The sequence below is a fragment of the Pantoea piersonii genome (genome assembly GCF_003612015.1).
Lineage (GTDB): Bacteria > Pseudomonadota > Gammaproteobacteria > Enterobacterales > Enterobacteriaceae > Pantoea > Pantoea piersonii.
In genome coordinates this window covers 148,206-173,184 of record NZ_RARB01000004.1, presented here as the reverse complement: position 1 = coordinate 173,184, position 24,979 = coordinate 148,206, and the positions used below count along the sequence as shown (strand labels likewise).

Annotated in this window: 29 protein-coding genes; 15 read left to right on the top strand and 14 right to left on the bottom strand. The window is 59.5% G+C overall.

Annotation, left to right across the window (positions count from 1 at the left end; translation table 11 throughout):
- Window positions 1-27 precede the first annotated feature (27 nt).
- Genes D7S44_RS12770 through fepD form a run of 3 tightly spaced genes read right to left on the bottom strand, consistent with a single transcriptional unit; the run spans window position 28 to window position 2,815 of the window.
- On the bottom strand, window positions 28-852 hold the full coding sequence (locus D7S44_RS12770) for an ATP-binding cassette domain-containing protein (protein ID WP_120455393.1): 825 nt from the start codon (window positions 850-852) through the stop codon (window positions 28-30).
- Window positions 849-1,829, bottom strand: coding sequence for an iron-enterobactin ABC transporter permease (gene fepG / locus D7S44_RS12765; RefSeq protein WP_120455392.1), 981 nt, complete (start codon window positions 1,827-1,829; stop codon window positions 849-851). Before fepG ends, D7S44_RS12770 begins: the two co-directional genes overlap by 4 nt.
- Entirely contained in the window at window positions 1,826-2,815 is a 990-nt protein-coding gene (fepD, locus tag D7S44_RS12760) for a Fe(3+)-siderophore ABC transporter permease (protein WP_120455390.1), read from the bottom strand. Before fepD ends, fepG begins: the two co-directional genes overlap by 4 nt.
- A gap of 143 nt (window positions 2,816-2,958) precedes the next feature.
- Here fepD and entS point away from each other — a divergent pair, with 143 nt between their 5' ends.
- Window positions 2,959-4,209, top strand: coding sequence for an enterobactin transporter EntS (gene entS, locus D7S44_RS12755; protein WP_120455388.1), 1,251 nt, complete (start codon window positions 2,959-2,961; stop codon window positions 4,207-4,209).
- Here the strand turns inward: entS and fepB are convergent.
- Window positions 4,204-5,151, bottom strand: a complete 948-nt coding sequence (gene fepB, locus D7S44_RS12750; protein WP_371315471.1) for a Fe2+-enterobactin ABC transporter substrate-binding protein — start codon at window positions 5,149-5,151, stop codon at window positions 4,204-4,206. The two genes, entS and fepB, sit on opposite strands and share 6 nt — an antisense overlap.
- A gap of 195 nt (window positions 5,152-5,346) precedes the next feature.
- Here fepB and D7S44_RS12745 point away from each other — a divergent pair, with 195 nt between their 5' ends.
- Genes D7S44_RS12745 through D7S44_RS12725 form a run of 5 tightly spaced genes read left to right on the top strand, consistent with a single transcriptional unit; the run spans window position 5,347 to window position 10,199 of the window.
- On the top strand, window positions 5,347-6,525 hold the full coding sequence (locus tag D7S44_RS12745; protein ID WP_120455886.1) for an isochorismate synthase: 1,179 nt from the start codon (window positions 5,347-5,349) through the stop codon (window positions 6,523-6,525).
- A gap of 10 nt (window positions 6,526-6,535) precedes the next feature.
- Window positions 6,536-8,152 carry a (2,3-dihydroxybenzoyl)adenylate synthase gene (locus tag D7S44_RS12740; protein WP_120455384.1) on the top strand — a complete coding sequence of 539 codons (1,617 nt, stop codon included), beginning with the start codon at window positions 6,536-6,538 and terminating at the stop codon, window positions 8,150-8,152.
- 17 nt (window positions 8,153-8,169) lie between these two features.
- Window positions 8,170-9,024 (top strand): isochorismatase, encoded by an 855-nt coding sequence (locus D7S44_RS12735; protein ID WP_120455382.1) that lies wholly within the window; start codon window positions 8,170-8,172, stop codon window positions 9,022-9,024.
- Window positions 9,021-9,779, top strand: a complete 759-nt coding sequence (gene dhbA, locus D7S44_RS12730) for a 2,3-dihydro-2,3-dihydroxybenzoate dehydrogenase (RefSeq protein ID WP_120455380.1) — start codon at window positions 9,021-9,023, stop codon at window positions 9,777-9,779. Before D7S44_RS12735 ends, dhbA begins: the two co-directional genes overlap by 4 nt.
- Before the next feature lie 3 nt (window positions 9,780-9,782).
- Window positions 9,783-10,199, top strand: coding sequence for a hotdog fold thioesterase (locus D7S44_RS12725; RefSeq protein ID WP_096072476.1), 417 nt, complete (start codon window positions 9,783-9,785; stop codon window positions 10,197-10,199).
- A gap of 39 nt (window positions 10,200-10,238) precedes the next feature.
- On the opposite strand, the gene cgtA is transcribed toward D7S44_RS12725, so the two are convergent.
- The 3 genes from cgtA to rplU all read right to left on the bottom strand — a co-directional run bounded on the left by cgtA (window position 10,239) and on the right by rplU (window position 12,225).
- Window positions 10,239-11,411 (bottom strand): Obg family GTPase CgtA, encoded by a 1,173-nt coding sequence (gene cgtA / locus D7S44_RS12720; protein WP_120455378.1) that lies wholly within the window; start codon window positions 11,409-11,411, stop codon window positions 10,239-10,241.
- A gap of 229 nt (window positions 11,412-11,640) precedes the next feature.
- Window positions 11,641-11,898 (bottom strand): 50S ribosomal protein L27, encoded by a 258-nt coding sequence (gene rpmA, locus D7S44_RS12715; RefSeq protein ID WP_006121751.1) that lies wholly within the window; start codon window positions 11,896-11,898, stop codon window positions 11,641-11,643.
- Between the two features lie 15 nt (window positions 11,899-11,913).
- A complete protein-coding gene (gene rplU / locus D7S44_RS12710) occupies window positions 11,914-12,225 on the bottom strand; it encodes a 50S ribosomal protein L21 (RefSeq protein WP_033749281.1) in 312 nt (103 codons plus the stop codon).
- 256 nt (window positions 12,226-12,481) lie between these two features.
- On the opposite strand from rplU, the gene ispB reads away from it, so the two are divergent.
- Both ispB and D7S44_RS12700 read left to right on the top strand, forming a co-directional pair.
- A complete protein-coding gene (gene ispB, locus D7S44_RS12705; protein ID WP_120455376.1) occupies window positions 12,482-13,453 on the top strand; it encodes an octaprenyl diphosphate synthase in 972 nt (323 codons plus the stop codon).
- A 250-nt stretch (window positions 13,454-13,703) separates the two neighbouring features.
- Window positions 13,704-14,006: a helix-turn-helix domain-containing protein gene (locus tag D7S44_RS12700; RefSeq protein WP_120455374.1), complete on the top strand. Its 303-nt coding sequence runs from the start codon at window positions 13,704-13,706 to the stop codon at window positions 14,004-14,006.
- A 68-nt stretch (window positions 14,007-14,074) separates the two neighbouring features.
- Here the strand turns inward: D7S44_RS12700 and murA are convergent, their stop codons facing one another.
- The 7 genes from murA to mlaF form a co-directional block, all read right to left on the bottom strand.
- A complete protein-coding gene (gene murA / locus D7S44_RS12695; protein ID WP_120455372.1) occupies window positions 14,075-15,334 on the bottom strand; it encodes a UDP-N-acetylglucosamine 1-carboxyvinyltransferase in 1,260 nt (419 codons plus the stop codon).
- Between the two features lie 66 nt (window positions 15,335-15,400).
- Complete coding sequence (gene ibaG, locus D7S44_RS12690; RefSeq protein WP_120455370.1) at window positions 15,401-15,658, bottom strand: BolA family iron metabolism protein IbaG; 258 nt, start codon at window positions 15,656-15,658, stop codon at window positions 15,401-15,403.
- Window positions 15,659-15,772: 114 nt separating this feature from the next.
- On the bottom strand, window positions 15,773-16,078 hold the full coding sequence (mlaB, locus tag D7S44_RS12685) for a lipid asymmetry maintenance protein MlaB (RefSeq protein WP_120455368.1): 306 nt from the start codon (window positions 16,076-16,078) through the stop codon (window positions 15,773-15,775).
- A 2-nt stretch (window positions 16,079-16,080) separates the two neighbouring features.
- A complete protein-coding gene (gene mlaC / locus D7S44_RS12680; RefSeq protein ID WP_120455366.1) occupies window positions 16,081-16,713 on the bottom strand; it encodes a phospholipid-binding protein MlaC in 633 nt (210 codons plus the stop codon).
- Window positions 16,714-16,726: 13 nt separating this feature from the next.
- Window positions 16,727-17,272, bottom strand: a complete 546-nt coding sequence (mlaD, locus tag D7S44_RS12675; protein ID WP_120455364.1) for an outer membrane lipid asymmetry maintenance protein MlaD — start codon at window positions 17,270-17,272, stop codon at window positions 16,727-16,729.
- A gap of 4 nt (window positions 17,273-17,276) precedes the next feature.
- On the bottom strand, window positions 17,277-18,059 hold the full coding sequence (gene mlaE, locus D7S44_RS12670) for a lipid asymmetry maintenance ABC transporter permease subunit MlaE (RefSeq protein ID WP_120455362.1): 783 nt from the start codon (window positions 18,057-18,059) through the stop codon (window positions 17,277-17,279).
- A 4-nt stretch (window positions 18,060-18,063) separates the two neighbouring features.
- A complete protein-coding gene (gene mlaF / locus D7S44_RS12665) occupies window positions 18,064-18,879 on the bottom strand; it encodes a phospholipid ABC transporter ATP-binding protein MlaF (RefSeq protein ID WP_120455360.1) in 816 nt (271 codons plus the stop codon).
- 225 nt (window positions 18,880-19,104) lie between these two features.
- Between mlaF and D7S44_RS12660 the strand changes: the two genes are divergently transcribed.
- The 7 genes from D7S44_RS12660 to rpoN are packed head-to-tail and all read left to right on the top strand — an operon-like array spanning window position 19,105 to window position 24,973.
- Entirely contained in the window at window positions 19,105-20,085 is a 981-nt protein-coding gene (locus tag D7S44_RS12660) for a calcium/sodium antiporter (protein ID WP_120455358.1), read from the top strand.
- A 17-nt stretch (window positions 20,086-20,102) separates the two neighbouring features.
- Complete coding sequence (gene kdsD, locus D7S44_RS12655) at window positions 20,103-21,089, top strand: arabinose-5-phosphate isomerase KdsD (RefSeq protein WP_120455356.1); 987 nt, start codon at window positions 20,103-20,105, stop codon at window positions 21,087-21,089.
- Window positions 21,090-21,102: 13 nt separating this feature from the next.
- Complete coding sequence (gene kdsC / locus D7S44_RS12650; protein ID WP_120455354.1) at window positions 21,103-21,669, top strand: 3-deoxy-manno-octulosonate-8-phosphatase KdsC; 567 nt, start codon at window positions 21,103-21,105, stop codon at window positions 21,667-21,669.
- Entirely contained in the window at window positions 21,666-22,244 is a 579-nt protein-coding gene (gene lptC, locus D7S44_RS12645; RefSeq protein WP_120455353.1) for an LPS export ABC transporter periplasmic protein LptC, read from the top strand. The genes kdsC and lptC overlap by 4 nt, the downstream gene beginning before the upstream one ends.
- Window positions 22,213-22,761 carry a lipopolysaccharide ABC transporter substrate-binding protein LptA gene (lptA, locus tag D7S44_RS12640; RefSeq protein WP_120455351.1) on the top strand — a complete coding sequence of 183 codons (549 nt, stop codon included), beginning with the start codon at window positions 22,213-22,215 and terminating at the stop codon, window positions 22,759-22,761. Before lptC ends, lptA begins: the two co-directional genes overlap by 32 nt.
- Window positions 22,762-22,766: 5 nt before the next feature.
- On the top strand, window positions 22,767-23,492 hold the full coding sequence (gene lptB / locus D7S44_RS12635; RefSeq protein ID WP_120455349.1) for an LPS export ABC transporter ATP-binding protein: 726 nt from the start codon (window positions 22,767-22,769) through the stop codon (window positions 23,490-23,492).
- 47 nt (window positions 23,493-23,539) lie between these two features.
- On the top strand, window positions 23,540-24,973 hold the full coding sequence (gene rpoN / locus D7S44_RS12630; RefSeq protein WP_120455348.1) for an RNA polymerase factor sigma-54: 1,434 nt from the start codon (window positions 23,540-23,542) through the stop codon (window positions 24,971-24,973).
- Window positions 24,974-24,979 lie beyond the last annotated feature (6 nt).

Genomic DNA, 24,979 nt, shown 5'->3' with positions numbered 1-24,979 from the left:
CGGACCAGACTACCCGCTCTGCCATGTTTAGTGCGGTTTTTGATTCGTCCTTCCGCTTCCGCCGCGCCCCAGCGGCACAATCATCGGCGTGTGTGCCACCGGGTCCTGCACGATCATGCAGCGCAGCCCATACACCGCCTCAATCAGCTCCGGCGTAATAATCTCAGACGGCTTGCCCTCGGCGACAATCTGGCCGCTGCGCATCGCAATCAGGTGGGTGGCGTAGCGACACGCCTGATTGAGATCGTGCAGCACCACCACCAGCGTGCGGCCATGCTGCTGATTAAGATCCTGCATCAGCTCCAGCAGTTCAATTTGATGGGTAATATCGAGCCAGGTCGTGGGTTCGTCCAGCAGCAGCAGCGGCGTTTGCTGCGCCAGCACCATAGCGATCCAGACGCGCTGACGCTGCCCGCCGGAGAGCTGCTCCACCGGCTGCGCAGCGATATCCGCCACGCCGGTCGCCTGCATCGCCTGCTGTACCGCCGCTTCATCCTCATCGCGCCAGCGACCAAATAAAGGCTGATGCGGATAGCGGCCGCGCGCCACCAGTTCGCTGACGCTGATGCCCGACGGCGCCTGCGAGCTTTGCGGCAGCAGACCGAGACGCCGCGCCACCTCTTTGGTAGAGAAACGCGAAATCGCCTCGCCGTCGAGCAGCACCTGCCCCTTGAGCGGCGGCGCCAGGCGGCTCAGTGCCCGCAGCAGCGTCGATTTGCCGCAGGCGTTGGGGCCGATAATCACCGTCAGTTCGCCATCCGGAATCGTTACCGACAGCGCCTCCGCCACAATTTTTTTCTCGTAGCCCAGCGTCAGCGCATCGCCCTGCAGGCGGGCAATCTTCTCTGTCATTGGCGTCGTGCCTCCCGAACCAGTAGTGTAATCAGATAAAGCCCGCCGAGGCTGACGGTAATCACGCCGACCGGCAGCTGATAAGGCAGGAAAAGGTGCTGCGCCGCGTAGTCCGCCGCCAGCAGCAGCAGCGCGCCGCACAGCGCCGCCAGCGGCAGCGCGCCTTTGATGCCGCCGCACAGGCGACGGGCGATCTGCGGTGCCAGCAGCGCGACGAACGAAATGGGGCCAGCCAGCGCGGTCGAGGCGGCGGTCAGCACCACGCCGAGCAGCATCAGCCACAGCCGACTGCGCTCCACCGGCACGCCCAGCGCGCAGGCGGTATCGTCGCCCATCTCCATCAGACGCATACGCCGCGCCATTAGCGCGGTCATCAGCAGCGCCGCCAGCAGCACGACGATCACCGGCGTCGTTTTCGCCCAGGTGATGCCGTTGAGCGATCCGGCGCTCCATAGCCCCGCGCTGAGCGCCGCCTCCAGCGAGGCGCTGATAATCAGCCAGCCGTTGAGCGCCATCAGCAGCGCACGTACGCTGATACCGACGATAATCAGCCGGAAGGTCTCAACGCCGTTGCGCCAGGCGAAAAGATAGACCACGCCTGCGGTAAGTACGCCGCCCAGCAGCGCCGCCAGCGTTATCGCTTCGCTGTGCTGGTGAAACAGCACCAGCGCCACCAGCACGCCGCTGTAGGCGCCGGTATTGAAGCCGAGTATGTCGGGGCTGCCGAGCGGGTTGCGCAGCAAAGACTGAAAAATCGCGCCGCTGACGCCCAGCGCTGCGCCGATCAGCAACGCCATTGTCACGCGCGGCAGGCGCCACTCCAGCACAATCAGCTGAACGTTGCGCGCCGCCTCACCGGTGATTAACTGCCAGAGCTGCGCGCCCGTAATCGGCAGCGCGCCGCGGGTGACGCCAAAAAAAGCCAGCAGCGCGCAGGCTGCCAGCAGCCAGATTGTATGCCTCATCGCCCGGCTCATACCTGCCCTCTTCCCAGCTTGCGGCGCACCAGCACAATCAACATCGGCGCGCCGATCAGTGCGGTAACGACGGCGACGCGCAGCTCGCCGGGCACCATCAGACGCCCGAGAATATCGGCGGCCAGCAGCAGACAGGGCGTAATCAGCAGCGTGCCAGGCAGCATCCAGCGATGCTCGTTGCCCCACAGCCAGCGGGCCAGATGCGGCGTCATCAGCCCGACAAAGGCGATGGGGCCAACGGCGGCCGTCGCGGCGCCGCTCAGCAGGGCGATAGCCAGCAGTCCCAGAATCTGCGTTCGCGCCACGCGCGTGCCGAGCGCCGTCGCCAGATCGCCGCCCATGCTCAGGCTGTTGAGCGAGCGCGACAGCAGCAGCGCAATCAGCACGCCCACAGCCACAGCCGGATACGTCACGCGCAGTACAGCAACGCTGCGAATATCCAGCGAGCCGCTGTGCCAGAAGCGCAGATGATCGTAAATATCGGGGTTCAGAAGAGAAAGGCCGGAAGTCAGCCCTTCCAGCACCGCGCCCAGCGCCACGCCCGCCAGGGTCAGGCGCACAGGATTTACGCGGCCGCCGCCGAGCGCGCCGGTCAGCGCCACCAGCAGCGACGCCAGCAGCGCGCCGCCAAAGGCGAAGCCGAGCCAGTCGGCGGGCGAATCCGCGCCGAACAGGGCGATGCCGAGCACCACGGCAAAACCTGCGCCCGCATTAACGCCCAGGATGCCGGGATCGGCGAGCGGGTTACGCGTCAGGCTCTGCATCAGCGCGCCCGCCAGCCCCAGCGCGCAACCCGCCATTAAACCTGCGAGGGTACGCGGCAGGCGCGCTTCGCGCACAATTATGCAGTCGGCGCTGTCGCAGCGGGTAGTCAGGGCAAGATAAACATCATGGATGGCGATTGATTTGGCGCCGAGCATCAGGCTGAGCGCGAGCAAGAGCAACAGCAGCATCCCTGAGGCGGCTATTGCGGTGAGTTGGCGCATAACGTTCCGAACCTTCACTGTTCACTGACGCGTCTGGCGCATCAATTTGATAATGATACTTGTTATCGTTATTACTCGTATTTTGTATGTTACCATGATTCTCCTCGACCATAACGAGGAAAACCGCAGCAAAAGGCACAGAAATGACCAAACCCTCCCATCTGATCGACCTCAGCCTGTTGAAGACCCATCCCGCTTTTCGCGCGGTTTTTATCGCCCGCTTTATCTCTATTGTCGCGCTCGGCATGCTGGCCATTGCCGTTCCGGTGCAAATTCAGCAGCTGACCCGCTCTCCTGCGCTGGTCGGGCTGGCGGTCACCCTGGCGGGCGCAGGCATGTTTATCGGGCTGTTGACCGGCGGCGTGCTGGCGGATCGCTATGAACGCAAGCGTCTGATCCTGATGGCGCGATCCACCTGCGGCCTCGGCTTCGTGGCGCTGGCCATTAACGCTTCGCTGCCGACGCCTTCGGTCAGCGCGGTTTTCCTGCTGGGTTTATGGGACGGTTTTTTCGGCGCGCTCGGGGTCACCGCGCTGCTGGCGGCGACCCCGGCGCTGGTGGGACGCGAAAATCTGATGCAGGCGGGCGCCATTACCATGCTGACGGTACGCTTCGGCGCGATCCTCTCGCCCGCCATCGGTGGCGTGGTGCTGGCGCACGGCGGCGCGGCGTGGAACTACGCGCTCGCCGCCTTCGGTACGCTGCTCACCGTGTTAACCCTGCTCAGGCTGCCCGTGATGCCGCCGCCGCCCCAGCCGCGCGAGCATCCGCTCAGGGCGCTTGCCAGCGGCGTGCAGTTTCTTTTCGCCGCGCCGGTGGTCGGTATGGCTGCGCTGATCGGCGCGCTGGTAACGCTGGCGAGCGCGGTGCGCGTGCTCTATCCGGCGCTGGCGCCGCACTGGCAGGTCAGTCTCGATGAGCTGGGCCTGATGTATGCCGCCGTGCCGCTCGGCGCGGCGCTGGGCGCATTGACCAGCGGACGCCTGACGCAGTCGCCGCAGCCTGGGAGATTGATCCTGGGCAGCGCTATCGCCGCCTTTCTCGCGCTTGGGCTGTTTAGCCTGATGCCGCTGTTCGCGCTCAGCCTGGCGTGTCTGGCGGCGTTCGGCTACTTCAACGCCATTAACAGCCTGGTGCAATACACGCTGATCCAGTCGCTGACGCCTGATGCGCTGCTGGGGCGCATCAACAGCCTCTGGACGGCGCAGAATGTTACCGGCGATGCAGTCGGCGCGGCGCTGATTGGCGCGATGGGGACATGGCTGCTGCCGCAGCAGGCCGCCGCGCTTTTCGGTTTCGGCGCGGCGCTGCTGGGGTTAGCGATGTGGATCCTGATGGCGAGGCTACGACGCTATCAGCCGCCAGCGCCGACGCTGGCGGACGAAGCGTTATGACTTAACGAACAGCTGCTCCAGACGCGCCAGCAGGTGGCTGGCGCTGTAGTAGTCAAGACGGAAGGTATCCGCGCCCAGCGCATAAACCTGCCGCTGTTTCACCGCTGCGGTCTGCGCCAGGAAAGGGTTTTGCATCAACTGCTGCGCGGTCTGATCTTCTGCGGCGAACAGCAGGAAGCTATTGCCGTTCAGGCCACTGGCGACATTTTCGCCAGAGAGCTGAATAATATCTTTGCGCTGGCCCATGCTGTGCATCTGCTGCAGGTTGGCGGGCGGCACGGCGAGCGTAAAGCCGAGCTGCTCCAGCAGCTTGCCCTGCGCCGATTCGCTGGTCCAGAGGTTCACCGCGCGGCCATCGCCGTTAAATACCATCGCGGAAACGGGCTGCGGCGGCAGCGTAATTTTCTGCTTCAGCGCCGCCTCCTGCTCATCAAACGCCTTAACGCGCGCCGCCGCATCAGCTTCGTGGCCGGTCGCTTCGCCAAGCAGCGTCACCAGCTGCTGCCAGCTTTTGTCGTCATAGTTCACCACCAGCGTCGGCGCAATGGCCGAGAACTGATCCACCAGCTTAATGGCGGAATCGTTGCCGGTGGCGCTGACGATAATCAGGTCCGGCGCTTCGGCGGCCACTGCTTCGGCGCTGGGTTCGCCGATATAGAGGCGCTTAACGTTTTTACGCTTCGCTACGTCGCCCCACTGACGAAAAAAACCCTGATCGTCGGCCAGACGGCTGCCTGGAGCGGTTGCGCCGCTGGCGATTACCGGCGCGTCGATCGCCAGCAGCGAGCCGGTCAGCGTCATGCTGGTCGAGACGATACGCTGCGGCGCTTTTGGCAGCGTCACGCTGCCGTGGGCGCTTTGCAGCGTGCGCGGCCAGCCGCCTTCGGCCCGCGCGTCCGGGTTAGCCAGCAACGTGACGAAAAGCAGCGCGGCCACCGTCATAAAAGTCCGCTTAAACATAAGATTCAGTCCACCTTTTACTGTAAGACAAAGCCCTGCCACCTTTCTGAAACACGCTGAGATCGCGCGCTGAACGCCGCGAATTTATTGACACTCCGGCCCAATCAACGTAGGTTACAGAACCACAATACAAATGATAATCATTATTAATTATCTTATCATTTATAGGTGAAAATTATGGTTGAAACGTTGACGTTTGGAAATCCCCAGCTTCAGGATTTCTCCGCGCTGTGTCGGGGTTTTATCTTCACATCTCCGTGGCGCAGTATCGCTACGCAAGGCTGCTACACCACCGTCACCACCCCGGTGACCGATGGCGATGCGCTAAACGGCGATTTTCAACAGCAGTTGCGCCGCCACTTCGCCGCGGCAAAAAAACAGGGTATTGCCCATCCGATCCTGGTCGGCGCTATCCCCTTCGACGTCACGCAGCCCGCCGCGCTGTTTATCCCTGAATCGCATCAGACCTTTGACCGCGCCGATTTACAAGGTGCGCTGACGGCGGTTCAGGCGCCGCTGCCGCAGGTGCGTCGCCGCGCCGCCGTGCCGGAGCACGATGCTTTTACCGCGATGGTGGCGCAGGCCGTTATGGCCACGCAGCGCGGCGAGCTGGATAAAGTGGTGCTGTCGCGCCTGATGGATATCGTGACGGAACAGCCGGTGGATATCGCCGCACTGATGCAGCGCATCGTGGCGCAAAACCCTGACAGCTATCACTTTCACCTGCCGCTGCCGCAGGGCGGCTCGCTGGTCGGCGCCAGCCCGGAGCTGATGCTGCGCAAAGAGGGGCGCGATTTCAGCTCCTGTCCGCTCGCCGGATCTGCGCGTCGCGACGCCGTCGCAGCGCGCGACCGGGCCGCCGGCGACGCTCTGATGCAGTCGGCGAAAGATCGCCACGAGCATAAGCTGGTGACAGATGCGATGCGTGAGGTGCTGCAGCCGCGCAGCCGCCTGCTCTCGGTTCCCGCCACCCCTTCTCTGCTGACGACCGCCACGCTGTGGCATCTGGCGACGCAGATCGACGGCGAAGCGCTCGACGAACAGGAGAACGCGCTGTCGCTCGCCTGTCTGCTGCATCCGACACCAGCCCTGAGCGGCTTCCCGCATCAGCGCGCGCAGCAGCTGATCCAGACGCTGGAGCCGTTTGACCGTCGGCTGTTCGGCGGAATCGTTGGCTGGTGCGACGATCAGGGCAACGGCGAATGGGTCGTGACCATCCGCTGCGGCACCGTACAGGGCGCGCGGGTGCGCCTGTTCGCTGGCGCGGGCATCGTGGCGGATTCGCAACCGGAATCAGAATGGCGCGAGACCGGTGTCAAGCTCGACACCATGCTGCGCGCTTTTGGACTGCAATAAAGGAAATACCATGTCGATCCCCTACCACCGCTGGCCAGACGATCTGGCGGCGCGCTACCGCGAGAAAGGTTACTGGCTGGATGTGCCGATGACCGATATCCTGGAGCGTCATAAAAACAGCGACGCCATCGCCATTATCGAGGGCGATCTGCAGCTGAGCTACCGTCAGCTGGCGCAGCGCAGCGACAACCTGGCCGCCGCGCTACAGCGCCGCGGGTTGAAAAACGGCGATACCGCGCTGGTGCAGCTCGGCAATGTCGCTGACTTCTACGTCACCGTTTTCGCCCTGTTTAAGCTGGGCGTCGTGTCGGTCTATGCGCTGTTCAGCCACCAGCGCACCGAGCTGCAGGCCTACGCCGCGCAGATCGAACCCGCGCTGCTGATCGCCGATCGTCGCCATGCGCTGTTCGCCGACGATAGCTTTATCGACGCGCTGTGCGCCGCCCAGCCCTCGCTGCGGCAGGTGATCCTGCGCAATGACAGCCAGCCGGACACTACCCTGGAAGCGCTGATGGCCGAAGCGGCGGGCGACTACCGGCCAACGCCGACCGCCGCCGACGACGTGGCTCTTTTCCAGCTCTCCGGCGGCAGCACCGGAACGCCAAAGCTTATCCCGCGTACTCATAATGACTACTACTACAGCATTCGCGCCAGCGACGAGATCTGCGCAGTCACGGCCGAAACGCGTTACCTGATCGCCCTGCCCGCGCCGCATAACTTTGCAATGAGTTCGCCCGGCTCGCTGGGCGTCTTCTATGCGGGCGGCCAGGTGATTCTGGCCGAAGATCCCAGCGCGACGAACTGCTTCCCGCTGATCGAAAAGCATCAGGTGACCGACACCGGCCTGGTGCCGCCCGCCGTCAGCCTCTGGCTGCAGGCGATCAATGAGTGGGGCAGCAATAAGGCGCTGGCGTCTCTGCAGCGTATGCAGGTCGGCGGAGCGAAGCTGAGCGAAACCATCGCGGCGCGTATTCAGAGCGAGATCGGCTGCCGGCTGCAACAGGTGTTCGGCATGGCTGAAGGCCTGGTGAACTACACCCGCTTCGACGACGACGAGAAAACCATACTCACCACGCAGGGCCGTCCAATTTCACCGGACGATGAGGTCTGGGTGGCAGACGAAAACGGCAATCCGCTGCCAACCGGCGCTATCGGCCGACTGATGACGCGTGGCCCTTATACCTTTCGCGGCTATTACAAAAGCCCGGAGCACAACGCGGCCAGCTTCGACGCTGAGGGTTTTTACTGCTCGGGCGATCTGATCGAGATTAACCCGCAGGGCTACATCACCGTACAGGGCCGTGAAAAGGATCAGATCAACCGCGGCGGCGAAAAGATCGCCGCAGAGGAGATTGAAAACCTCCTGCAGCGCCATGCCGACGTGATCCATGCGGCGCTGGTGTCGATGCAGGATGAGCTGATGGGCGAAAAGAGCTGCGCCTTTATCGTTTCCCGTCAGCCGATCAAGCCGGTGGCGCTGCGACGCCACCTGCGCGAACTGGGCGTCGCCGACTATAAATTGCCCGACCGTATTACCTGCGTGGATGAACTGCCGCTGACGCCCGTCGGCAAAGTAGACAAGAAACGCCTGCGCCAACAGCTTGCCGATCAACAAGCACAAGCCTGACCTGTTCCGGAGATTTTATGGCTATTCCAAAACTGACCTCATATCCGCTGCCTGCCGCCGCCGAGCTGCCCACCAACAAGGTGAAATGGACGCTGGAGCCGCAGCGCGCCGCGCTGCTTATTCATGATATGCAGGCCTATTTCCTTAACTTCTGGGGCGAAAACAGCCCGCTGGTTAATCAGGTGGTGGAGAATATCGCCCGCCTGCGCGCCTGGTGTAAGGCGCAGGGCATTCCGGTGTTCTATACCGCGCAGCCCAATCAGCAGAGCGATGAAGATCGCGCGCTGCTCAACGATATGTGGGGGCCGGGCCTGAACAAACATCCGGATCAGCAGAAGATCGTGGATGCGCTGGCGCCCGATGCGGAGGATCAGGTACTGACCAAGTGGCGTTACAGCGCCTTTGTACGCTCGCCGCTGGAGTCGATCCTGCAGGAGATGGGTCGCGACCAGCTGATTATTACCGGCGTTTATGCGCACATCGGCTGCCTGACCACCGCCACCGACGCCTTTATGCGCAATATTCAGCCCTTTATGGTGGCGGATGCGCTGGCTGACTTTAGCCGCGAAGAGCATATGATGGCGCTGACCTATACCGCCGGACGCAGCGGCAAAGTAGTGATGACCGCCGATCTGATGCCGCTGCCGCTCAGCAAAGACGATCTGCGCGCGCTGATCCTGCCGCTGCTGGAGGATGACGACGTGCCGGAAGATAGCGAGAACCTGATCGACTACGGTCTGGATTCCGTTCGCATGATGGCGCTGGCGGCGCGCTGGCGTCAGGTACACGGCGATATCGACTTCGTTAGCCTGGCAAAAAACCCGACCATCGACAGCTGGTGGACGCTGCTGTCGCGGGAGCCTGCACAATGAGCCAGCACTTTGATTTCAGCGGTAAAATCGTCTGGGTAACCGGCGCAGGCCAGGGCATCGGCTATCACACCGCGCTCGCTTTCCATGCGGCGGGCGCGCAGGTTCAGGGCTTCGACCTGCGCTTTCACGACCATGACTACCCTTTCGCCTGCCACAGGCTGGACGTTGCGGACCCGGAGCAGGTGAAAGCGACGTGCCAGCCTCTGCTGGCGCAGCAGCCGCGGCTCGACGTGCTGGTAAATGGCGCGGGCATCCTGCGCATCGGCGCGACCGATGAAATCTCATTTGAAGATTTCCAGGCCTGTCTGGCGGTCAATGTCGGCGGCGCCTTTAATATGTTTCAGCAGACGCTGCCGCTCTTTCGCCAGCAGCGGGCGGGTGCCATCGTTACTATCGCCTCTAACTCGGCGCACGCGCCGCGTATTGGCATGTCAGCTTACGGCGCGTCGAAAGCCGCGCTGCGCAGCCTTGCCCTGACGGTGGGCCTGGAGATGGCGCCTTATGGCGTTCGGTGCAATATCGTTTCGCCCGGTTCGACCGATACCGAGATGCAGCGCAGCCTGTGGCATACGCCGACCGCCGAACAGGAGATGATCGACGGCTTCCCGGATCAATATAAGCTTGGGATCCCGCTGCGTAAGATCGCCAGACCGCAGGAGATCGCCCATAACGTACTGTTCCTCGCCTCGGATCTCGCCAGCCATGTCGTACTGCAGGATATCGTGGTCGACGGCGGCGCGACGCTGGGAGCCTGACCGATGGCGATCTGGAAACGCGAAACCGATCTCGACGCGCTGAACGCTATCGGCGAGAACTCGCTGGTGGCGCATATCGGCATCCGCTTTACCGCGATCGGCGACGACTATCTGGAAGCGGTAATGCCAGTTGACGCGCGTACCCATCAGCCTTTCGGCCTGCTACACGGCGGCGCGTCGGTGGTGCTGGCGGAGTCGATGGGATCGATCGCTGGCTATCTCTGCACCGAAGAGGGAAAAAGCGTGGTCGGCATTGAGGTGAACGCCAGCCACCACCGCTCAGTCTCCAGCGGCGAAGTGCGCGGCATCTGCCGTCCGCTGCATATCGGCTCACGCAATCAGGTGTGGCAGATAGAGATCCGCAACGCGCGCGGCCAGCTCTGCTGCTCGTCGCGTCTGACGGTGGCGGTGCTGGGATAAACAAAAAGGGACAGCTTTCGCTGTCCCTTTTTTCCGGCATTAACGCTGGTAGATGATTTCGACGCCTTCGTCGTCATCTTCGTCCCAGTCGTCATCCCACTCTTCATCTTCTTCTTCAACCGCGCTTTCCATCGCTTCACGGTGGTAATCATCCCACATGAATTCGACTTTCTCGGGTTTCTTCTCTTCTTCTTCCGCTTCTTTCGGGTTGGCGTTGATGAAACTCATCACGTCCCAGCAGAGATCCTGAACGCCCTGGCGGCTTGCCGCAGAGATCAGGTAGTACTTCTCTTCCCAGCCCAGTGCCTCAGCAATCGCTTTGGCGCGCGCCTGCGCTTCCTCTTCGCTGATCAGGTCAACTTTGTTGAACACCAGCCAGCGCGGCTTGTTGAACAGCTTGTCGCTGTATTTTTCCAGCTCGCCGAGAATAATACGCGCGTTTTCCACCGGATCGGACTCGTCAATCGGCGCGATATCGATAAGGTGCAGCAGCACGCGGCAGCGCTCCAGGTGCTTCAGGAAGCGGATGCCGAGGCCAGCGCCTTCGGCAGCGCCTTCAATCAGGCCCGGGATATCGGCAACCACAAAGCTCTGCTCGCTGTCCATACGCACCACGCCCAGGCTCGGCACCAGCGTGGTAAACGGATAGTCCGCCACTTTTGGCTTAGCCGCCGATACGGCGCGGATAAAGGTCGATTTGCCGGCGTTCGGCAGGCCCAGCATGCCGACGTCGGCCAGCAGCATCAGCTCCAGCTGTAAATCGCGCTTCTCGCCCGGCGTACCCATGGTTTTCTGACGCGGCGTACGGTTTACCGAAGACTTAAAGCGGGTGTTGCCCAGCCCGTGCCAGCCGCCTTTGGCGACCATCAGCTTTTGCTCGTGGCGCGTCATGTCGCCCAGCGTTTCGCCGGTACCCTGATCGATCACGCGCGTGCCGACCGGCACCTTGACGATGATGTCCTGACCGCGCTTGCCGGTACAGTCCCGGCTCTGGCCGTTCTGACCGCGCTCGGCGCGGAAAGATTTTTCAAAGCGGTAGTCAATCAGGGTATTCAGGTTTTCGTCGGCAACCAGGTAAACGTCACCGCCGTCGCCGCCGTCGCCGCCGTCCGGGCCGCCTTTAGGAATATATTTCTCACGGCGGAAGCTGACGCAGCCATTGCCGCCATCGCCGGCAACCACCAGGATTGTCGCTTCATCAACAAACTTCATTTTATTTCTCCGTCACACAGTCGTCCGCGCTCCTGAGAGAGCAGCGGACGGGTCCGCCAGGGTCTGTCTGCGCTGACCGGCGGCGGATAAATCAGGACTGATTTGCATCAGGCGTACATAAAGTGTACAGCAATACAGAACGACAGGTCGCAGAATGTAAAAAGCCCCGCAATGGCTGCGGGGCTTTTATTCGTGCGTTCAGACAGTCGCTGTCTGCGTCACGACAACCTTACTCAGCAACGATGCTGATGTATTTACGGTTGTTCGGACCTTTCACTTCGAATTTTACTTTGCCGTCTGCGGTAGCGAACAGAGTGTGGTCACGACCACAACCTACGTTGTTACCGGCGTGGAATTTAGTGCCACGCTGACGAACGATGATGCTACCTGCCAGAACAGATTCGCCACCGAAACGTTTTACACCCAGACGTTTTGCATTGGAGTCACGACCGTTACGAGTCGAGCCACCAGCCTTTTTATGTGCCATTTGTCAGATCTCCTCTTAAGCGCTGATGCCAGTAATTTTCACATCAGTGAACCACTGACGGTGGCCAGCCTGCTTACGGTAGTGCTTACGACGACGAAACTTAACGATTTTAACTTTCTCGCCACGACCGTGAGCAACGATTTCAGCCTTGATCACGCCGCCTGAAACCAGTGGCGCGCCGATTTTCACGTCTTCGCCATTTGCGATCATCAGCACCTGGTCAAACTCAATGGTTTCACCGGTTGCGATGTCCAGCTTTTCCAGGCGAACGGTCTGACCTTCGCTTACTCGGTGTTGTTTACCACCACTTTGGAAAACCGCGTACATATAAAACTCCGCTTCTGCGCATGCCTTTCGTTCATCAGGCGGCGCGATAAATATTCACAATAGGGCGCGAATTCTACGCAAAACTCCAGCAGAAGACAAGTGCACTTTGCACTCTCTTGCAGAAAAAAAACACAGGCCGATCGCAAACGTTTCTCATCCGGAAAATTCAAGTACAATCAGTAACAGATTACCTGAACTCAGGCTGGTTAAAGCACGTACCATGAGCCGTTGAAACGAGTCAAAGCTGAACAGACGAATGAACTTAGAACAAATTAATGAATTAACCGCGCAGGATATGGCGGCCGTCAACCAGACCATCCTCGACCAGCTGAATTCCGAGGTCTCGCTGATTAATCAGCTGGGCTATTACATCATCAGCGGCGGCGGTAAGCGCATCCGTCCGATGATCGCCGTGCTCTCAGCACGCGCGCTGGGCTATCAGGGCGAACTGCACGTCACTAACGCGGCGCTGATCGAATTTATCCACACCGCGACGCTGCTGCATGACGACGTGGTGGATGAATCCGATATGCGTCGCGGCAAAGCCACCGCGAACGCGGCGTTCGGCAATGCGGCCAGCGTGCTGGTCGGCGATTTTATCTACACCCGCGCTTTCCAGATGATGACCAGCATGGGTTCGCTGCGTATCCTGGCGCTGATGTCCGAAGCGGTGAACGTGATTGCCGAAGGTGAAGTGCTGCAGCTGATGAACGTCAACGACCCTGACATCACCGAAGAGAGCTATATGCGCGTGATTTACAGCAAAACCGCGCGTTTGTTCGAGGCGGCGTCGCAGGCATCCGCCATTCTCGCCGAAGCGACTCCGGCGCAGGAAAAAGCGATGCAGGATTACGGTCGCTTTCTCGGCACGGCTTTCCAGTTAATCGACGATCTGCTCGACTACAGCGCCGACGGCGCCACGCTGGGCAAAAATACCGGCGACGATCTGAGCGAGGGTAAGCCGACGCTGCCGCTGCTGCATGCGATGCATAACGGCACGCCGGAACAGACGAAAATGATCCGCGAAGCGATCGAACAGGGCAATGGCCGTCATCTTCTCGAACCGGTGCTGGCCGCGATGCAGCAGTGCGGCTCGCTGGAGTGGACGCGCAAGCGCGCCGAACAGGAAGCGGACAAAGCGATTGAGGCGCTCAGCGCGCTGCCGGAATCCCCCTGGCGCAGCGCGCTTGAAGCGCTGGCGCATATGTCTGTACAGCGCGATTTCTGATATCCCCCGGAGCTGCCTGCGCAGCTCCGCTCTCTTCTTTCCTCTCTGCCTCGACTTTTTCAGCAATACATTCTGCCTGTTGCCGTACTTTTGCGTAGTGGTGCGCACTTCTCGGGACTGCTCCAAAAATTACTGGAAAGAAATGGAACGTTTCTGTTATAAAATTTCTATAAATTTCCAGATAAGAGAAACCGATAACGCCCCCTGGCTATACAGGGAACAGACATGCAAGGAACAAGGAGAATGCGATATGCAAAAAAGGAATAAAGACTGGCATCCAGCCGATGTGATAGCCGCGCTGCGCAGACGCGGTACAACGCTGGCGGCATTATCACGCCAGGCAGGATTAAGTTCATCCACGCTGGCAAATGCCCTGTCGCGTCCATGGCCAAAAGGCGAATGGCTGATTGCCGACGCGATTAACGTCCATCCCGCTGAGATCTGGCCAAGCCGCTACTACGATCCGAAGACGCATCTGCTGCTGGATCGTAAAAAGCGTATTCGATCCCCTTCAGGGCATGAGAAGTGCAAGCAGGATCCCACCAGCACCTGAAGATCGTTCAGGCACAAAAAAACCAGCCGCGCGAACGTGGCTGGTTTCAGTAAAGATAAAAGTCGCGATTACTCGCCGCTTACGCGCTCAATCTGAGCGCCCATCGCCTTCAGCTTGTCTTCGATGTGCTCATAGCCGCGATCGATATGGTAGATGCGATCCACCAGCGTCGTGCCTTCAGCGATGCAGCCCGCCAGCACCAGACTCGCCGATGCGCGCAGGTCGGTCGCCATTACCTGTGCGCCGGAGAGTTTTTCCACGCCGTGACAGATAGCGGTGTTGCTCTCGATCTCCGCGTGCGCGCCCATACGAATCAGCTCAGGAATATGCATAAAGCGGTTTTCGAAAATCGTTTCGGTGATCACGCCCGTCCCTTCCGCGACCAGGTTAAGCAGGGTGAACTGCGCCTGCATATCCGTCGGGAAGCCAGGGTGCGGCGCGGTACGCACGTTTACCGCTTTAGGGCGTTTGCCATGCATGTCCAGGCTGATCCAGTCATCGCCGGTTTCAATGTCGGCGCCCGCGTCGCGCAGTTTCGCCAGCACCGCGTCCAGCGTGTCCGGCTGGGTGTTGCGACACAGCACTTTACCGCCTGAGATCGCCGCCGCTACCAGGAAGGTGCCGGTTTCGATACGATCCGGCAGCACGCGGTAGACGCCGCCGCCCAGACGCTCAACGCCTTCAATGGTGATCTTATCGGTGCCTGCGCCGCTGATCTTCGCGCCCAGCGTAATCAGGAAGTTGGCGGTATCGACAATTTCCGGCTCGCGCGCTGCGTTCTCAATGATGGTGACGCCGGTCGCCAGCGTCGCGGCGCTCATGATGGTGACCGTCGCGCCGACGCTTACCTTATCCATCACGATATGCGCGCCTTTCAGACGGCCGTTGACAGAGGCCTTAACGTAGCCCTCTTCCAGCTTGATTTCCGCGCCCAGCTGCTCCAGACCCGTAATATGCAGATCGACCGGACGCGCGCCAATCGCGCAGCCGCCCGGCAGAGAAACCTGTCCCTGGCCAAAGCGCGCCACCAGCGGGCCCAGCGCCCAGATAGATGCGCGCATGGTTTTCACCAGCTCATACGGTGCGCAGTAAATATCGACTTTGCTGGCGTCAACGTGGACGGAACCGTTGCGCTCAACCTTCGCACCCAGCTGGCTCAGCAGCTTCATAGTGGTATCGATATCGCGCAGCTTCGGCACGTTCTGGATCTCGACCGGCTCTTCAGCCAGCAACGCAGCAAACAGAATCGGCAGCGCGGCATTTTTCGCCCCGGAAATGGTCACTTCACCACTCAGACGGGTGGGGCCTTGCACACGAAATTTGTCCATTAACACGGCTCTCAATTAACTAAAGACGGGTAGAGCTCGCCAGCGGCGAGCGCCCATGATGCAGGCTCAGAAACCGTTGAGTTTACGGTCACGCGCCCATTCAGCAGGGGTATAGGTTTTAATGGAGACGGCATGAATGCGGTTGTCGGCAATGTATTCCATCAGCGGCGCGTAAACGGCCTGCTGTTTCTTCACACGGCTCAGTTCGCCAAACATTTCACCTACGGCAATCACCTGAAAGTGGCTACCGTCGTTGCTCATCACATGCACTTCTTCCAGCGGCAGCGCTTTCATCAGCACAGCCTGAATTTCACTGTTTTCCATTGCTCATTACTTAAGTTGAAAATAATAAAGGGTAACATCTTAGAGGAAAGCGGCGGACTCTTAAACATGCAAAAGCCCCTGCGAAAAACAGGGGCTTAACAGAGCAGAAAGCGATCAGCTGCTTTTTTCCGCAGAAACAATAATCTGCTGAAGATTGTAGAGAGTAATCAGCGACTGCAATTTATCGCTGATGCCGCTAAAACGCGGCGTGATGCCCTGCGCGCGCGCGATTTCCCGCAGATGCACCAGCAAAGCCAGACCGGCTGAATCGACGCGCGCCAGTCCAGAGACATCAATAATCTCCGCTTTGTCGATCAGCGTGTCGCGCTGCTGCCACAGCGCCAGCAGCGTATCGCGGTTCAGTTCGCCGTACAGCGACAGCGTGCTGGCGTCACGCTGCCAGCGTAATGACTCATGCATCGTTACTGTTTATCCAGCGTAATCGGCTGCGCCGCGTAGGTTTTAAGCTGTGCGGTCAGGCCGTCGATGCCTTTGGTGCGCAGCAGGTCGCTCCATTCGTTCTGTTTGGTGGTGATCATGCTGACCCCTTCCGCCACCATATCGTAAGCCTGCCAGTTTCCGGTCTGGCTGTTCTTACGCCACTGGAAATCCAGACGTACCGGCGGGCGACCGTTGGGATCGATAATGGTCACGCGAATCGCGATGATATTGGCGTTGCCCAGCGGCTGCTCCGGCTGGATCTGATAAGTCTGGCCGTGATAGAGCGCCAGCGCCTGGCCGTAAGCCTGCGCCAGATAGTCGCCGAACGCGCTGAAATAGGCTTCACGCTGCGCCGGCGTCGCTTCCCGGTAGTAGCGGCCCAGCACTAACGCGCCGGCATATTTGATCTGCACGTAAGGCAGCAGCTCCTGGCGCACCACGTCGCGCAGGTAGTTGGGGTTCTGCTTGATTTTCGGCTGCTCGTTTTTCAGGCGGGTGAAGGTTTTCGCCGCCGCCTCGTTCATCAGCTTATAGGGGTTGGTTTGATCGGCTGCATTCGCCGCAGCCAGCGGCGCGATGACCAGCATGGCAACCATTAGTAAACGCTTAAACATCAATTTTTACCTCTCAGGGTTGGGCCGGGGCCGCAGGCGCGCTGTCGGCGCTCTGCGGATCCTTGTTATTCGTGCCATTTTTATTGTCGCCGCCGCTCTTATACAGGAACTGACCAATCAGGTCTTCCAGCACGATAGCCGACTTGGTATCGCGGAGCGTATCGCCGTCTTTCAGCATCGCCGAACCCAGCTCGGGATCGTCGAAACCTAAATTCAACGCTAAAAACTGCTCGCCGAGTAAGCCTTGCGTGCGGATCGCCAGCGAGCTGGTGTCGGAAATCTTATTGGCGTACTCATCGCTGATCGCCATAGTAACGCGCGGCAGCAGGGTTTTAGGTTCAAGAGAGATGTCGGTAACGCGGCCAATGACCACGCCGCCAATTTTGACCGGCGAGCTCACTTTCAGCCCGCCGATGTTATCGAAGGTAGCATAGAGCTGCCAGGTCGGCTGCGTGCCGAGCGACTTAAGATCCGCTACGCGCAGGCAGAGAAACAGCATCGCCACCAGCGCCAGAAGCATAAACACGCCAACCCAAATTTCGCTTTTTTTGCTTTGCATTGCTTTAGTTCCCAAACATCAGTGCTGTCAGCACAAAATCCAGACCGAGCACCGCCAGTGAGGCGTGCACCACGGTGCGCGTCGTCGCGCGGCTGATCCCTTCAGAGGTCGGAATCGCGTCGTAACCGTTAAACAGCGCGATCCAGGTGACCGTCACGGCAAAAACGGCGCTTTTGATAATGCAGTTGATTACGTCAGTGCGGAAATCGACCGCGTTTTGCATCGCCGACCAGAAAAAGCCGGGATCGATGCCCTTCCAGCTCACGCCTACCAGCGCGCCGCCTGCGATACCGACGGCGGTAAAGATCAGCGCCAGCAGCGGCATGCTGATAAAGCCCGCCCAGAAGCGCGGCGAAACGACGCGACGCAGCGGATCCACCGCCATCATTTCCATGCTGGAGAGCTGCTCGGTCGCCTTCATCAGGCCAATCTCCGCCGTCAGCGCCGATCCGGCGCGGCCAGCAAACAGCAGCGCCGTGACCACCGGTCCCAGCTCGCGCAGCAGCGACAGCGCCACCAGCATGCCGAGACTGGTTTCCGCACTGTAGGTCGTCAGCACCAGATAGCCTTGCAGCCCCAGCACCATGCCGATAAACAGCCCGGAAACCACGATGATCAGCAGCGACAAAACGCCGACGCTGTAAAGCTGCCTGATAAGCAGCGGCGCGTGTTTACGAAAGGCAGGTTTGCCCACCAGTGCGTGAAACAGCATTAAGCCTGCCCGGCCAAAGGTGGAACAGGTATTGATTCCCCGACGTCCCAATGACGCCAGCGCCTTTAACAACATTGGCTTACATTCTCCCTGAGCCGGTTAAATCGGCAAGATAGTCTCCGGCGGCAAACCGGAACGGGACAGGTCCGTCCGCAATCCCATCCAGAAACTGGCGCACGCGCGGATCGGGGTTTTCCCGCAGCTCCGGCGTGCTGCCCTGAGCGATGATTTTCTGCCCGGCTACGATATAGGCCCTGTCGGCGATGCTGAGTACCTCAGGCACATCGTGCGATACCACAATGCAGGTCAGACCCAGCGAGTGGTTCAGTTCGTCGATCAGCTTTACCAGCACGCCCATGGTAATGGGATCCTGGCCGACGAACGGTTCGTCAAACATAATCAGCTCTGGCTCAAGCGCGATAGCGCGGGCCAGCGCCGCACGCCGCGCCATACCGCCGGAGAGCTCCGCCGGTTTTAGCTGCGCCGCGCCGCGTAATCCCACCGCTTCCAGCTTCATCATCACCGTGCTGTGCAGCAGCGGCGCAGGAAGCTGAGTATGTTCACGCAGCGGCCAGGCCACGTTTTCATAGACGGTCAGATCGGTGAACAGCGCGCCGGACTGGAACAGCATGCTCATCTTTTTACGGGTTTCATAGAGTTTCGCGCGGGACAGCCGAGGAATGTTTTCGCCGCGAAACCAGATCTCGCCCCGATCGGGCTGCAGCTGGCCGCCAATCAGACGCAGCAGCGTAGTTTTACCTATGCCCGACGGTCCCATAATGGCCGTGACTTTTCCCTTTGGCACCGTCAACGAAATATCGTCGAAAATCGGACGATCGCCGCGTGAAAAACTGACGCCACGAACCTCAACCAGGTTCGTTTCCTGTTGGTCCATTATTACCTCTTCTGTGGAGCGGGCGTTATAAAGCGTACGATGGTAGCCTGTAACACGCCAGTGCACGATAGCTTTACAGAAACTTACCGCCTTCATTTGGCTAAAGCGGGCATAAAATTTACTTTTGCCGCTCAGACGGTCAAAATCAGCGCCTGTTTATGATGACAGAACCTGAAACCTGCCGCACAAGACGTGCCGGCAACGCATTTCATCCAAGGATTTTCCATGTTCGTAGCCTCTGCCCTGCTGATCATCGGTTTGATTTTACTGGCTTATGGTGCCGATCGCCTGGTGTTTAGCGCCGCGATCCTGTGTCGATCCTTTGGTATCCCGCCGCTGATTATCGGCATGACGGTCGTCAGCATCGGCACATCGCTGCCGGAGATGATCCTCTCTTTTTCAGCGGCGCAGCATGGCCAGATGGATCTCGCCGTAGGCACCGCGCTGGGCTCCAACATTACCAATATTTTACTGATACTCGGCGGCGCGGCGCTGCTGCACCCTCTGAACATATACTCCAACCTGGTACGACGCGAGCTGCCGCTGATGCTGCTGGTTTCGCTACTCAGCGGCCTGATGCTGTTCGACAACTACCTGAGCCGTCTTGACGGGCTTGGCCTGATCGCTATCGCCATCGTCTATTTGCTGGTGGCAATCCGCTTTGCCCGCCGCGCCGAACGCGACAATAGCGACACCCTGACGCGCGAACAGCTTGCGGAGCTGCCGCGTGAAGAGAGCGGCAATACAGTAGCCTTTCTCTGGCTGGCGGTCGCGCTGATTATTTTGCCGATGGCGACGCGCATGGTCATCGATAACGCTACCGCCTTTGCCGATTATTTCGGCGTCAGCGAACTGGTGATGGGCGGGACGCTGATCGCGGTAGGCACCAGTCTGCCGGAGCTGGCGACCGTGCTGGCAGGCGCGCTGAAAGGCGAAGATGATATCGCTATCGGTAATTTAATCGGCGCCAATATTTATAATATCGCCATCGTGCTGGGCTTACCGGCGCTGATAAATCCCGGCAGCGTCGATGAACACGCTTTTGCGCGCGATTACTGGGTGATGCTGGGAGTCAGCGTGCTGTTCGCCCTGCTCTGCCTGCAGCGCAGCCGCCGCATCGGCCGCGTTGCGGGAGCATTCTTACTCTGTGGTTTCATCGTCTGGGGCGCGCTTTTGTGGATTCAGCCCGCTTTCATCGACGGATAACAAAGGACCGATTTGCCATGTCAACTCAGCTTTCAATTGCGAATTTCGACTTTCAGACGGCGGGAAAAGCGGTACTGCGCATAGAGCGTGAAGGTCTGGAGCAGCTGGACCAGTATATTAACGACGACTTCACGCGCGCCTGCGAGATGATCTATCGCTGTCAGGGCAAAGTCGTCGTCATGGGCATGGGCAAATCGGGCCATATCGGCAAAAAGATGGCCGCCACCTTCGCCAGTACCGGCACGCCCGCCTTTTTCGTGCATCCCGGCGAAGCCAGCCACGGCGATCTCGGCATGGTCGGCCGCAGCGATATCGTGCTCGCCATCTCCAACAGCGGCGAGTCCAATGAGATTCTGGCGCTGATCCCGGTGCTGAAGCGGCAGCATGTGAAGCTTATCTGCCTTACCAGCCGCCCCGACAGCGCGATGGGCCGCGTCGCGGACGTGCACCTGTGCGTGAAAGTGCCGCAGGAGGCCTGCCCGCTCGGACTCGCACCCACCAGCAGCACCACGGCGACGCTGGTGATGGGCGATGCGCTGGCGGTCGCGCTGCTGGAAGCGCGCGGCTTTACCGCAGAAGATTTCGCGCTGTCGCATCCGGGCGGCGCGCTGGGACGCAAGCTGCTGCTGCACGTCAGCGACATTATGCACAGCGGCGACGAGATCCCGCACGTTACGCGCGACGCCTCGCTGCGCGACGCGCTGCTGGAGATCACGCGTAAAAATTTAGGGCTGACGGTAATTGTCGACGATCTGATGAAGATCGAAGGCATCTTTACCGACGGCGACCTGCGCCGCATCTTCGATATGGGCATCGACTTCCAGAAAGCCACTATTTCAGAAGTGATGACGCGCGGTGGCATTCGGGTTCGTCCCAATATGCTGGCGGTAGAAGCGCTGAACCTGATGCAAAACAAAAACATTACCGCGCTGCTGGTGGCCGATGACGATCGTCTGCTCGGTGTGGTACATATGCATGACATGCTGCGCGCCGGCGTAGTCTGAACAGGAAACGAGAATGTCGGTAAATACTTCCCTGGTGGAAACCTGCTACGGCCCGGTCAGCGCGGAGGTGATGGCGCGCGCCAGCCAGATCCGTCTGCTGATTTGCGACGTCGACGGCGTTATGTCGGACGGCGTGATCTATATGGGTAATAATGGCGAAGAGCTAAAAGCCTTTAACGTGCGCGACGGCTACGGCATCCGCTGTTTGCTAACCTCTGATATAGAGGTGGCGATTATTACCGGGCGCAATGCGCGCCTGATGGAGGATCGCTGCAAAACTTTAGGCATTCGTCATCTTTACCAGGGACAGTCGGATAAGCTTTTGGCCTATCGCGAACTTCTGGATAAACTGTCGCTTTCCGACGAACAGGTCGCCTATATCGGCGATGACCTTATCGACTGGCCGGTGATGGCCCGCGTAGGGCTGAGCGTGGCGGTAGCGGATGCGCATCCGGTATTGCTGCCGCGCGCCCGTTACGTCACGCGCATTGCGGGCGGACGCGGCGCAGTGCGCGAACTGTGCGACCTGATTTTAATGGCGCAGAACAAATTTGAGGATGCCAAAGGGCAATCAGTATGAGTAAAAGCAGGCGTTGGATAACGCTGATTCTGGCCTTGATTGCGCTGGTGCTGATCGGCTGGAACCTGACCAGCCAGGATGACAATAGCGCGCCGGTCGCCGCCAACGATCAGGAGCCGACCTATACCAGCGCGAATTCGAATACCGTGGTCTACAACCCGCAAGGGGCGCTGGCCTACAAACTGGTGTCGGAAAAAGTGACCTATTTCTCGGCGGATGAGGTGAGCTGGTTCGATAAGCCAGTCATGACCACCTACGACGAAAATAAAGTGCCGACCTGGTCCGTGCGCGCCGATAAAGCCAAATTAACGAAAGATCGTATGCTGTATCTGTATGGCCATGTCGAGGTGAATACCCTGACACAGGATTCGCAGCTTCAGCGCATCAAAACTGACAACGCGCAGGTCAACCTCGTCTCGCAGGATGTGACGTCCGACGATCAGGTAACCTTATTCGGGCGCGGTTTTAACTCTACCGGCATGAAGATGCGCGGGAATTTACGGACGAAAAACGCCGAGTTGATTGAAAAGGTCAAAACTTATTATGAAATCCAAAATGCACAACAACAGCCTTAAGTTTTTCCTGGTCGGCGCGCTGCTGGCGGCCAGTTTGCCCGCGCTGGCGGTGACCGGCGACTCGGACAAACCCGTCAACATCGATTCCGAGAACCAGGCGCTCGACCTGCAAGGCAATGTGGCGACCTTTACCGGCAACGTCATCGTGACCCAGGGAACGATCAAAATCACCGCCGATAAAGTGGTGGTGACGCGTCCCGGCGGCGACAGCAACAAAACCATCGTCGATGCCTACGGCAATCCTGCCACCTTCTATCAGATGCAGGACAGCGGCAAGCCGGTTCAGGGCCACGCCGCCAAACTGCACTATGAGCTGGCGAAAGATTTCGTTGAGCTGACCGGCAACGCCTACATTGAGCAGCAGGACAGCAATATTAAAGGCGACCGCATCACCTATCTGGTCAAAGAGCAGAAAATGCAGGCCTACAGCCAGGGCCAGAGCAAACGCGTCACCACCGTGCTGGTGCCGTCGCAGCTGCAGGACAAGAACGCTAACAGCCCGAAAAAGAGTAACTGATCGCTATGGCCACATTAATCGCAGAAAACCTGGCGAAGGCCTATAAAGGCCGTCGCGTGGTGGAAGATGTCAGCCTGCAGGTGAAATCCGGCGAGATCGTCGGCCTGCTCGGCCCCAACGGCGCGGGTAAGACCACCACCTTCTATATGGTCGTCGGCATCGTGCCGCGCGACGCTGGCCGCATCGTGATCGACCAGGAAGATATCAGCATTCTGCCGCTGCACGCGCGCGCGCGGCGCGGTATCGGCTATCTACCGCAGGAAGCGTCGATTTTCCGCCGCCTGAGCGTCTATGACAATCTGATGGCGGTACTGCAAATCCGCGACGATCTTACCGAAGAGCAGCGCCAGGATCGCGCCAACGAGCTGATGGATGAGTTTCATATCGCTCACCTGCGCGACAGCATGGGTCAGGCGCTGTCGGGCGGTGAACGCCGCCGCGTAGAAATCGCCCGCGCGCTGGCCGCTAACCCTAAATTTATCCTGCTTGATGAGCCTTTTGCCGGCGTCGATCCCATCTCGGTTATCGACATCAAAAAGATCATCGAGCACCTGCGCGACAGCGGCCTCGGCGTCTTGATCACCGACCACAACGTGCGTGAAACCCTGGCGGTTTGCGAACGCGCTTATATCGTCAGCCAGGGGCGCCTTATCGCTCACGGCACGCCGAACGAAATTCTTGCAGATGAGCAGGTTAAACGGGTTTATTTGGGCGAAGAGTTCAGACTCTGATAAGGTGTCGTTAATACGATGTTTGCTTAGGAAATTCCGTCCTGAATATGAAGCAAGGTTTGCAACTCAGGTTCAGCCAACAGCTGGCAATGACTCCGCAGTTGCAGCAGGCAATCCGGCTGCTGCAGCTCTCTACGCTTGAGCTGCAGCAAGAGCTGCAGCTGGCGCTGGAGAGCAATCCGCTGCTGGAGCAGGCTGAAGTGCATGAAGAGATCGACAGCCGCGACTATCAGGAAGATGAGGTGCTGGACACGCGCGAGGCGCTTGAACAGAAAGAGATGCCGGACGATCTGCCGCTCGACGCCACCTGGGACGAAATGTACACCGCAGGCACGCCTTCCGGCACTGGCACTGACTATCAGGATGACGAGCTGCCGATCTATCAGGGCGAAACGACCCAGTCACTGCAGGATTACCTGATGTGGCAGGTGGATTTGACCCCTTTCACCGATACCGATCGCGCTATCGCCACCTCGATCGTCGATGCTATCGACGATACCGGATACCTTACCGTTTCGCTTGACGAGATCCTCGACAGCATGGGTAATGACGAACTGGCGCTGGATGAAGTCGAGGCGGTGCTGAAGCGCATTCAGCGCTTCGATCCCGTCGGCGTCGGCGCGCGCGATCTGCGCGACTGCCTGCTGGTGCAGCTTTCTCAGTTCGCGCCGACCACGCCAATGCTGGCCGAAGCGCGCCTGATTGTCAGCAACCACCTCGATCTGCTGGCTAACCACGATTTCCGCAGCCTGATGCGCGTAACCCGTTTCAAAGAAGATGTGCTGAAAGAGGCGATGCTGATGATCCAGTCGCTGGATCCGCGCCCTGGCCAGTCGGTACAGACCGGCGAGCCGGAATATGTCATTCCCGACGTGCTGGTACGCAAGATCGGCACGCGCTGGACGGTTGAACTGAATGCCGACAGCGTGCCGCGTCTGAAGATCAATCAACACTACGCCGCCATGGGCGGCGCCGCGCGTAACGACAGCGACAGCCAGTTTATCCGCAGCAACCTGCAGGAGGCGCGATGGCTGATTAAAAGCCTGGAAAGCCGCAACGATACGCTGCTGAAAGTAACGCGCTGCATCGTTGAGCAGCAGCAGGCTTTTTTCGAGCAGGGCGAAGAATTTATGCGTCCGATGGTGCTGGCGGATATCGCGCAGGCCGTCGATATGCATGAGTCCACCATTTCGCGCGTAACCACGCAGAAATATCTGCACAGCCCGCGCGGCATCTTTGAACTTAAATATTTTTTCTCCAGCCACGTCAATACCGAAGGCGGCGGCGAAGCCTCCTCAACGGCTATCCGCGCGCTGGTGAAAAAATTAATCTCGGCGGAGAATCCCGCTAAACCCTTGAGTGACAGTAAGCTTACCTCCATGTTATCTGAACAAGGCATCATGGTGGCGCGCCGAACCGTCGCTAAATATCGCGAGTCTTTATCTATCCCGCCCTCCAACCAGCGTAAACAGCTGGTTTGACAGAAA

What these genes read in the sequence shown, in the direction of transcription:
- ibaG (WP_120455370.1), bottom strand. Translation starts at nt 15,658, where the DNA reads ATGGAAAACAGTGAAATTCAGGCTGTGCTGATGAAAGCGCTGCCGCTG.
- lptA (WP_120455351.1), top strand. Translation starts at nt 22,213, where the DNA reads ATGAAATCCAAAATGCACAACAACAGCCTTAAGTTTTTCCTGGTCGGC.
- fepB (WP_371315471.1), bottom strand. Translation starts at nt 5,151, where the DNA reads ATGACGGTGGCCGCGCTGCTTTTCGTCACGTTGCTGGCTAACCCGGAC.
- entS (WP_120455388.1), top strand. Translation starts at nt 2,959, where the DNA reads ATGACCAAACCCTCCCATCTGATCGACCTCAGCCTGTTGAAGACCCAT.
- mlaE (WP_120455362.1), bottom strand. Translation starts at nt 18,059, where the DNA reads ATGTTGTTAAAGGCGCTGGCGTCATTGGGACGTCGGGGAATCAATACC.
- lptB (WP_120455349.1), top strand. Translation starts at nt 22,767, where the DNA reads ATGGCCACATTAATCGCAGAAAACCTGGCGAAGGCCTATAAAGGCCGT.
- D7S44_RS12770 (WP_120455393.1), bottom strand. Translation starts at nt 852, where the DNA reads ATGACAGAGAAGATTGCCCGCCTGCAGGGCGATGCGCTGACGCTGGGC.
- mlaF (WP_120455360.1), bottom strand. Translation starts at nt 18,879, where the DNA reads ATGGACCAACAGGAAACGAACCTGGTTGAGGTTCGTGGCGTCAGTTTT.
- rpmA (WP_006121751.1), bottom strand. Translation starts at nt 11,898, where the DNA reads ATGGCACATAAAAAGGCTGGTGGCTCGACTCGTAACGGTCGTGACTCC.
- lptC (WP_120455353.1), top strand. Translation starts at nt 21,666, where the DNA reads ATGAGTAAAAGCAGGCGTTGGATAACGCTGATTCTGGCCTTGATTGCG.
- kdsC (WP_120455354.1), top strand. Translation starts at nt 21,103, where the DNA reads ATGTCGGTAAATACTTCCCTGGTGGAAACCTGCTACGGCCCGGTCAGC.
- D7S44_RS12725 (WP_096072476.1), top strand. Translation starts at nt 9,783, where the DNA reads ATGGCGATCTGGAAACGCGAAACCGATCTCGACGCGCTGAACGCTATC.
- mlaB (WP_120455368.1), bottom strand. Translation starts at nt 16,078, where the DNA reads ATGCATGAGTCATTACGCTGGCAGCGTGACGCCAGCACGCTGTCGCTG.
- D7S44_RS12740 (WP_120455384.1), top strand. Translation starts at nt 6,536, where the DNA reads ATGTCGATCCCCTACCACCGCTGGCCAGACGATCTGGCGGCGCGCTAC.
- kdsD (WP_120455356.1), top strand. Translation starts at nt 20,103, where the DNA reads ATGTCAACTCAGCTTTCAATTGCGAATTTCGACTTTCAGACGGCGGGA.
- cgtA (WP_120455378.1), bottom strand. Translation starts at nt 11,411, where the DNA reads ATGAAGTTTGTTGATGAAGCGACAATCCTGGTGGTTGCCGGCGATGGC.
- rplU (WP_033749281.1), bottom strand. Translation starts at nt 12,225, where the DNA reads ATGTACGCGGTTTTCCAAAGTGGTGGTAAACAACACCGAGTAAGCGAA.
- rpoN (WP_120455348.1), top strand. Translation starts at nt 23,540, where the DNA reads ATGAAGCAAGGTTTGCAACTCAGGTTCAGCCAACAGCTGGCAATGACT.
- D7S44_RS12700 (WP_120455374.1), top strand. Translation starts at nt 13,704, where the DNA reads ATGCAAAAAAGGAATAAAGACTGGCATCCAGCCGATGTGATAGCCGCG.
- fepG (WP_120455392.1), bottom strand. Translation starts at nt 1,829, where the DNA reads ATGAGCCGGGCGATGAGGCATACAATCTGGCTGCTGGCAGCCTGCGCG.
- ispB (WP_120455376.1), top strand. Translation starts at nt 12,482, where the DNA reads ATGAACTTAGAACAAATTAATGAATTAACCGCGCAGGATATGGCGGCC.
- murA (WP_120455372.1), bottom strand. Translation starts at nt 15,334, where the DNA reads ATGGACAAATTTCGTGTGCAAGGCCCCACCCGTCTGAGTGGTGAAGTG.
- mlaD (WP_120455364.1), bottom strand. Translation starts at nt 17,272, where the DNA reads ATGCAAAGCAAAAAAAGCGAAATTTGGGTTGGCGTGTTTATGCTTCTG.
- fepD (WP_120455390.1), bottom strand. Translation starts at nt 2,815, where the DNA reads ATGCGCCAACTCACCGCAATAGCCGCCTCAGGGATGCTGCTGTTGCTC.
- mlaC (WP_120455366.1), bottom strand. Translation starts at nt 16,713, where the DNA reads ATGTTTAAGCGTTTACTAATGGTTGCCATGCTGGTCATCGCGCCGCTG.
- D7S44_RS12745 (WP_120455886.1), top strand. Translation starts at nt 5,347, where the DNA reads ATGGTTGAAACGTTGACGTTTGGAAATCCCCAGCTTCAGGATTTCTCC.
- D7S44_RS12735 (WP_120455382.1), top strand. Translation starts at nt 8,170, where the DNA reads ATGGCTATTCCAAAACTGACCTCATATCCGCTGCCTGCCGCCGCCGAG.
- D7S44_RS12660 (WP_120455358.1), top strand. Translation starts at nt 19,105, where the DNA reads ATGTTCGTAGCCTCTGCCCTGCTGATCATCGGTTTGATTTTACTGGCT.
- dhbA (WP_120455380.1), top strand. Translation starts at nt 9,021, where the DNA reads ATGAGCCAGCACTTTGATTTCAGCGGTAAAATCGTCTGGGTAACCGGC.